This window comes from Comamonas sp. 4034, from assembly GCF_050434545.1.
Lineage (GTDB): Bacteria > Pseudomonadota > Gammaproteobacteria > Burkholderiales > Burkholderiaceae_C > Comamonas > Comamonas odontotermitis.
The window spans coordinates 137,769-144,510 of the sequence record NZ_JBNDIT010000012.1; the positions used below are offsets into that span (position 1 = coordinate 137,769).

7 protein-coding genes and 1 tRNA gene are annotated in these 6,742 nt (G+C 54.8%); 5 read left to right on the plus strand and 3 right to left on the minus strand.

The genetic code is table 11. From position 1 onward, the window contains the following. Positions 1-15: 15 nt before the first annotated feature. The 3 genes from gmk (at position 16) to ABIE32_RS14345 (ending at position 3,202) form a co-directional block, all read left to right on the plus strand. Positions 16-654, plus strand: a complete 639-nt coding sequence (gene gmk, locus ABIE32_RS14335) for a guanylate kinase (RefSeq protein WP_224151604.1) — start codon at positions 16-18, stop codon at positions 652-654. Continuing rightward, positions 654-857, plus strand: a complete 204-nt coding sequence (gene rpoZ / locus ABIE32_RS14340; RefSeq protein WP_184709130.1) for a DNA-directed RNA polymerase subunit omega — start codon at positions 654-656, stop codon at positions 855-857. The genes gmk and rpoZ overlap by 1 nt, the downstream gene beginning before the upstream one ends. A 101-nt stretch (positions 858-958) precedes the next feature. Then, complete coding sequence (locus ABIE32_RS14345) at positions 959-3,202, plus strand: RelA/SpoT family protein (RefSeq protein WP_429017151.1); 2,244 nt, start codon at positions 959-961, stop codon at positions 3,200-3,202. 35 nt (positions 3,203-3,237) lie between these two features. Here ABIE32_RS14345 and greB read toward each other — a convergent pair whose 3' ends face one another. Then, on the minus strand, positions 3,238-3,795 hold the full coding sequence (greB, locus tag ABIE32_RS14350; protein ID WP_224151603.1) for a transcription elongation factor GreB: 558 nt from the start codon (positions 3,793-3,795) through the stop codon (positions 3,238-3,240). A gap of 96 nt (positions 3,796-3,891) precedes the next feature. Then, positions 3,892-3,968 (minus strand) — tRNA-Arg (locus ABIE32_RS14355). A gap of 176 nt (positions 3,969-4,144) precedes the next feature. On the opposite strand from ABIE32_RS14355, the gene ABIE32_RS14360 reads away from it, so the two are divergent. Both ABIE32_RS14360 and ABIE32_RS14365 read left to right on the plus strand, forming a co-directional pair. Beyond that, positions 4,145-5,365 (plus strand): tyrosine-type recombinase/integrase, encoded by a 1,221-nt coding sequence (locus ABIE32_RS14360; protein WP_429017155.1) that lies wholly within the window; start codon positions 4,145-4,147, stop codon positions 5,363-5,365. A 22-nt stretch (positions 5,366-5,387) separates the two neighbouring features. Continuing rightward, positions 5,388-6,485, plus strand: a complete 1,098-nt coding sequence (locus ABIE32_RS14365) for a hypothetical protein (RefSeq protein WP_429017157.1) — start codon at positions 5,388-5,390, stop codon at positions 6,483-6,485. A gap of 53 nt (positions 6,486-6,538) precedes the next feature. Here the strand turns inward: ABIE32_RS14365 and ABIE32_RS14370 are convergent. Next, the coding region (locus ABIE32_RS14370; RefSeq protein ID WP_429017159.1) for a hypothetical protein at positions 6,539-6,742 on the minus strand (204 nt) is incomplete at its 5' end.

Below are 6,742 nucleotides of genomic sequence, written 5' to 3' on the forward strand. Positions count from 1 at the left end.
AAGCTATTCATCACCATGGATTACCCAGGAAATCTCTTTGTCGTATCGGCCCCCAGCGGGGCCGGTAAATCATCGCTGGTCAAGGCCCTGCTGGAACTCGATTCCCAGGTCTACCGCTCCATCTCGCACACTACGCGCGCACCACGCGGCCAGGAAAAGCATGGCCGCGAGTACTACTTCGCGTCACGCGAAGATTTCGAAAAAATGATCGCGGGCAACGCTTTCGTGGAATGGGCCAATGTGCATGGCAACATGTACGGCACTGCCAAAAAGGCCATCGAGGAGCGCCTGGCCAAAGGCGCGGACATCGTGCTGGAGATCGATTACCAGGGCGCCCTGCAGATCAAGGAAAGCTTTCCGCATGCCGTGCTGATCTTCATCTTGCCGCCGAGCTGGGATGAGCTGCGTTCGCGCCTGGAGAACCGGGGCGAAGACACGTCGGAGGTTATCGAAGTGCGCCTGAAGAATGCCCATCAGGAAATGTCCCAGGTCGACAAATTCGACTTCGTTATAATCAACGAGTTATTTGAACGCGCACTGTTCGATCTGAAAGCTGTTGTTCATTCGCAACGGCTGCGTTTTTTGTGCCAGCGCCGCGCCCGTGCCGAAATATTCTCGTCACTCAACATATCTGACAGCCTGGAGAACTCCTGATGGCCCGCATCACTGTAGAAGATTGCCTCGAAAAAGTCCCTAACCGCTTCCAGCTCGTGCTTGCGGCCACCTACCGCGCCCGCATGCTCAGCCAAGGCCACACCCCCAAGATCGACAGCCGCAACAAGCCGGCAGTCACTGCGTTGCGCGAAATCGCAGCTGGCAAGGTCGGCCTGGAGATGCTGAAGAAAGTTCCGGGTTAAATCCTCGTATCTTCACGCGCAATGGCACCGAATATCGGTGCCATTTTTCTTGTTATTCACACAAGTTTGTCATCGCACGCTACAGTAAAGGCGTGAAGTCCGTGTCCATCTCCACCCCTCCCGTTCAATCTTCTGGTACTTCCGCTACCGCCGCAGCCAAGCCTGCCATGTCCTACCCGGTAGTCGTGAGTGCCTATGCTGCATTCCTGGAAAAGCTTGATTACCTGAAAGATGCCGATCTGGCGCGGGTGGAAGAAGCCTTTGAATTTGCAGCGGTTGCGCACTCCGGCCAGTTCCGCAGCAGCGGCGACCCCTATATCACCCACCCCATTGCGGTTGCCGAGATCTGTGCCACCTGGAAGCTGGACGCCGAAGCCCTGATGGCAGCACTGATGCACGACGCCATGGAAGACTGTGGCGTCACCCGCGACGATATCGCCCGGCAGTTTGGCGACACGGTGGCAGAGTTGGTCGACGGCCTCACCAAGCTGGACAAGCTGCATTTCAATTCGCGCGAGGAAAACCAGGCGGAATCCTTCCGCAAAATGCTGCTGGCCATGGCGCGCGACGTTCGCGTGATTCTCGTCAAGCTGGCAGACCGAACCCACAATATGCGCACCATGTCGGACATGCCGCGCAGCAAATGGGGACGCATTTCCACCGAAACCATGGAAATCCATGTGCCCATTGCCAACCGGCTGGGCATCAATCGCGTCTACCGGGAGCTTCAGGACCTGGCTTTCAAGCACCTGTATCCATGGCGCCATGACACCCTGGTCAAAGCGCTGGGCCGCTCGCGCAACCGCCGCAAGGAAGTGGTGCAGAAAATCCATGCCGAGGTGGATGCATCCTTTGCCAAATCCGGCATCAAGATTCGCCTGGGCAACCAGGAAAAGACGCTGTATTCCATCTACAAGAAGATGGATGCGAAGCATTTATCGTTTGCGCAAGTCACCGATTCGTATGCCGTACGCGTCATCGTTCCCAACCTGATCGACTGTTATACGGCGCTGGGCGTGCTGCACCAGGTTTTCCGTCCCGTGCCATCCAAGTTCCGCGATTACATTGCCAATCCAAAATCCAATGGCTACCAGTCGCTGCATACCACCCTGGTTGGCCCATCGGGCGTGAGCATGGATTTCCAGATCCGCACCGAGGACATGAATCTGGTGGACGAAAACGGTGTGCTCACGCACTGGATGATCCAGGCTCGCGCCTCCGGCAGCGGCGAGCAGTTGGGCACCAAATGGGTACAGTCGCTGCTCGATATCCAGGACGAAACCCGCGATGCGCATGAATTCTGGGACAACGTGCGCGTGGACCTGTTCCCCGACTCGGTCTATGTGTTCACTCCCAAAAACCAGATGCTGACCTTGCCGCGCGGCGCCACGGTGCTGGATTTTGCCTATGCCATCCACAGCAATGTGGGTGAGCACACATCTGGCGCCCGCATCAACAACGAGCAGGTTCCCCTGAGCACCGTACTCAAGAGCGGCGACATCGTTGAAGTCACCACCTCGCCTGAGGCGGTGCCTCACCCCTCCTGGCTCACCATCGTGCGCACGGGGCGCGCCAAATCCAAGATTCGCTATTACCTCAAGACTCAGGGCCAAAGTGAGACGGCAGTCCTGGGAGAGCGCCTGCTGTTGCAGGCACTGCGTGCTGAAGGCATCTCGCAGCTACCCGAGGCAAAAGCAGCCTGGGATGGACTGCTGGAGCGATTGGGCGCGCGCAACAAGGCCGAACTGTTCAGCGACATTGGCCAGGGCAAGCGCATTGCGGTATTCGCAGCCAAGCAAATGGTGGAACTGCTAGCAGAACAGGGTATGCGTCCCGACGCCGTGCTGCTGACCCAGGAGCGCTATAAAAACAGGAGTTCCTCCGTCACCAGCGCCGTTGTTCTCGATGGCGGCAACAACGCCGCAGTCAAATACGCCAAATGCTGTCGCCCGGTACCTGGCGACAGTGTTGCCGGCTATCTGGACCGCAATGCAGGTCTGATCGTTCACAACAGTGACTGCGCGGTCTGCAAGAAGTTGCTGAGCAAGGACGCAGAACGCTTTGTCGAAGTGGAATGGGCCGACGAGCCCAAAGGCGACTTCGAAACTGGCGTCGTTGTCACCATCATCAATGGCAAGGGCGTCCTGGGAAAGATTGCCGCGGAAATTGCCGCACTGGGCTCAGACATCACCCATATCACCATGGACGACGAAGTCGCCATGAACACCACGGAGCTGAAGTTTGTGCTGGTAGTGAGCGATCGCCAGCAGGTGGAGCATATGCTGCGTCAACTCGTCAAGCTATCCTATGTATCGCGAGCCTATCGCATACTGCCGACAGCCTGAACGCCATTCACGCTCCAGCAGGCATATCAGGTCAATCAGGCAGTCTTGGGCGGCGGATACTCCACATCCAGCACCTCCAGTACGCGCACGCCCCCCGGGGTTGGCAGTTGAACCTCGTCGCCGACCCGGGCCTTGAGCAAAGCCCGCGCAATAGGCGCAATCCAGCTCACCTGTCCGCGGCTTGCATCGGCCTCATCAATTCCCATGATGACAATGCGCTCATCGCAACCGTTCTGGTCACAGTATGTGACCGTCGCGCCAAAGTACACCTGATCGCTTCCGTGGTGCACTGACGGGTCTACCACTTCAGCCGCCTCCATGCGCTTGGTCAGAAAACGGATACGGCGATCAATCTCCCGCAAGCGCTTTTTGCCATACAGGTAATCGCCGTTTTCAGACCGATCCCCATTGCTGGCCGCCCAGTGCACGACCTCCACCACCTTCGGGCGCTCATCATCAATCAACTGCAGCAGTTCGGCCTCCAGCGTGCGGTAGCCTGCTGGTGTGATGTAATTCTTGCCGCCAGCAATCCTGGGCAACTCCGGCATCTCATCGTCGTCTGCGTCGGACTCTTTGGTGAAAGCTTTGTTCATACCCGCCATTTAAGCAAATTGGGCCGCAGCATGGAGGCAAGGCGGCATCACGACAAAGAAAAAGCCTGCAATCCAAAGATTGCAGGCTTTTCAATATGGTGCGGCTGGCAGGAATCGAACCCACGACCCCTTGGTTCGTAGCCAAGTACTCTATCCAGCTGAGCTACAGCCGCTTATTATCGATGCTATGGCGGAGAGGGAGTCCTCCAAGATAGAGTTTAATCGAGTTCAATATAGTTCAATAACTATTTGATTTTTATTTATTTTTTTATCATCGATTGTTCATTTCAGTCCAACAACGTTTCGTTGAATCCAGCACTCTATGTGGGCATAATGTGGGACAGATCTATTGCAAAATCTCACCATGCCCAAGATTGCCAAACAACTCTCTGACCGTGCCGTGGCGGCCCTCAAGACAGAGGGCCGCCACGCTGTAGGCGGGGTTGCAGGTTTACACCTCCGTATCTCTGCTGCTCACCGCGGCTGGGTACTTCGTGTCAAAGTTGGAGATGCCCGAAAAGACATCGGACTCGGCGCCTATCCTATCGTGGGTCTAGCAGAAGCCAGAGAACGTGCCTGGAAGGTTCATGAGAGTATTCGCGAAGGTCGGGATCCAGTCGCGCCTCGTCGCCAGCAGCGCCAAGCACTTTTGGCACAGGCCTCAACAGAGAAAACATTCCGCTGGTGCACAGAAGAGTTTCTCAAGGCCAAATCATCAGAGTGGAAAAACGCCAAGCATCGCCAGCAATGGGAAAACACGCTGGAGACCTATGCAATGCCATGCCTAGGGAAACTTTCCGTTTCCCTGATCGATTTGCCGCACGTACTCACGTGCCTCGAACCCATCTGGAGCACCAAGAACGAAACTGCCAGTCGTTTGCGTGGCCGCATTGAATCTATTCTTGATTGGGCAACAGTGCGCAAATACCGAGCGGGTGACAATCCCGCGCGTTGGAAAGGCCACCTCGACAAGGTGCTAGCCGCTCCATCGAAGATTCAGAAGGTAGAACATCATCGCGCCTTGGCTGTGGATGATATGCCCCCATTCATTGCCACGCTCAGAACTCGCCCCGGCATCGCAGCACGGGCTCTAGAATTCGCCATTTTGACAGCGGCACGGTCCGGCGAAGTTAGAGGAGCTATTTGGGGAGAATTCGACTTTAAGAACGCGATTTGGACTATTCCGGCTGAACGGATGAAGGCAGGGGCCGAACATCGTGTACCGCTATCTACATCTGCGCTCAAACTGCTCCAATCCCTCCCTCGTGTTGCTGATTTGGAACTATTGTTTCCCGGAACCAAAGGGCAAATTCTCTCTGATATGACAATGACTGCGGTCATGCGACGCATGAATGTAGCGGCCGTACCTCATGGATTTCGCTCTACCTTTAGAGATTGGGCAGGGGAAAAGACCAATTTTCCAAGAGAATTGGCTGAGCAGGCTTTAGCACATACGCTGGAAAGTAAAGTTGAGGCTGCATATCGCCGAGGTGACGCGCTGGATAAACGTCGTGGCATGATGAATTCTTGGGCAGATTTTATTGAAGGCAAGCAGCCGCCAATCGCCTAAAACTCTCCTTCCCAGTTGCCTCATGAGCCTTGCGAATCAATTCACGAAGCTAGAAGCTCTTGCCCAAGAGCTAGAAAATTCAGCGACTCAACTCTTGGGCATTGTCCTCAAAAATGGCATCACCCCCGTGGTAGCCATTGAACCCAACTGGCGAATAGGACTCGTGTGCTTTTCTGCGCTTTCCAACGGAGACGAACTCTCCAGCCCTTTACTGCCTAAAACAAAGATCTACCCAGTCGAAGATGTGGAGTGTATCCAGCTAAGCCACAATGACTACACAAAATTGCGAGATGATGGAAGTATCCAAATCAATGCCTTCGATATTGTTCATTTAGGGGGAGTAGGTAAAAAGATAGGGGATCTACAGACGGCTCATCAAAGGCAAAAAGCACATGGCTTAGATCAGTGGCAAACCGAATCGTTTGGCAAACCTCTCGCGCCTCCTATTTTATTCCCTTGCTTTACCGTTATCGACAGCCAGGGTGCTCGATGGGATGACCTCACCATTGAAGATTTTCGACGTCACCCCGGCATTCTTGTTCGACTTGGCAACCTACGTTTGCAACCAGCCGATGAAGCTAGGCTCCGTGATCTACTGAGTCAACCAGAGGCCCCCACCAAAGCACCGACACAAATGCCGATCACCGGAGATCACATATCTCCTCAGCTAGGTCAATTGCTTCAAGTTTTCAATGAATTGCAAATCTGGATTGAAGAGAGACGGCCAGAGAATTCTCCCTTGCATTCGGATGAGGTCAAGACGTGGCTGCATACACAGCTTGAGGCCAAAAATTCAACTGACTGGAAAAGCCCGAAACTGCGTGATATCGCAATCAAGCTGATATACCCGCCCCAGGATGGTCAGAGGACCAAAAAGCGCAAGGCCTACAAAGATGGGCTGCCTGTCGTCTTGGATCGGCTTGTCAAACAGCTGCAGGAAGATCTCTCCCACGTTAGGCAGTTCAAGACTAGCAGCGATTATGAGAGCTGGCTTGTCAAGCTACAGATCAAGGGATCTCCAGTCGCTGGCAAGCTTGGCCAATTGATTACAGAGACTGACGCAAAGTCCATCTCTACCATCATTCGCCTGACGCCATCCCTGCGAGGCGGCCGCAGGTAAAGCCAGGTAGGCATTCCTCCCAGAACCTCTCCGCCTCAATGGCTTTGTTCAAGTCATTGAAAGGCGCGCTTTAGCCGCATCAACACGCCCCAACTGGAGTTGACCCGGTTCCGTGGACGGGTGCTGGTTTGATTTTCAAACCATTGAAGATGATGCCTGGGCGCGGCTTTGTTGCACAAATCCGGGCCGCAGCGGTAGTAGGCTCGGATGATGAGTGAGACGAACTGGGGTCGGCGCAAGTACCGCACCACAAACTG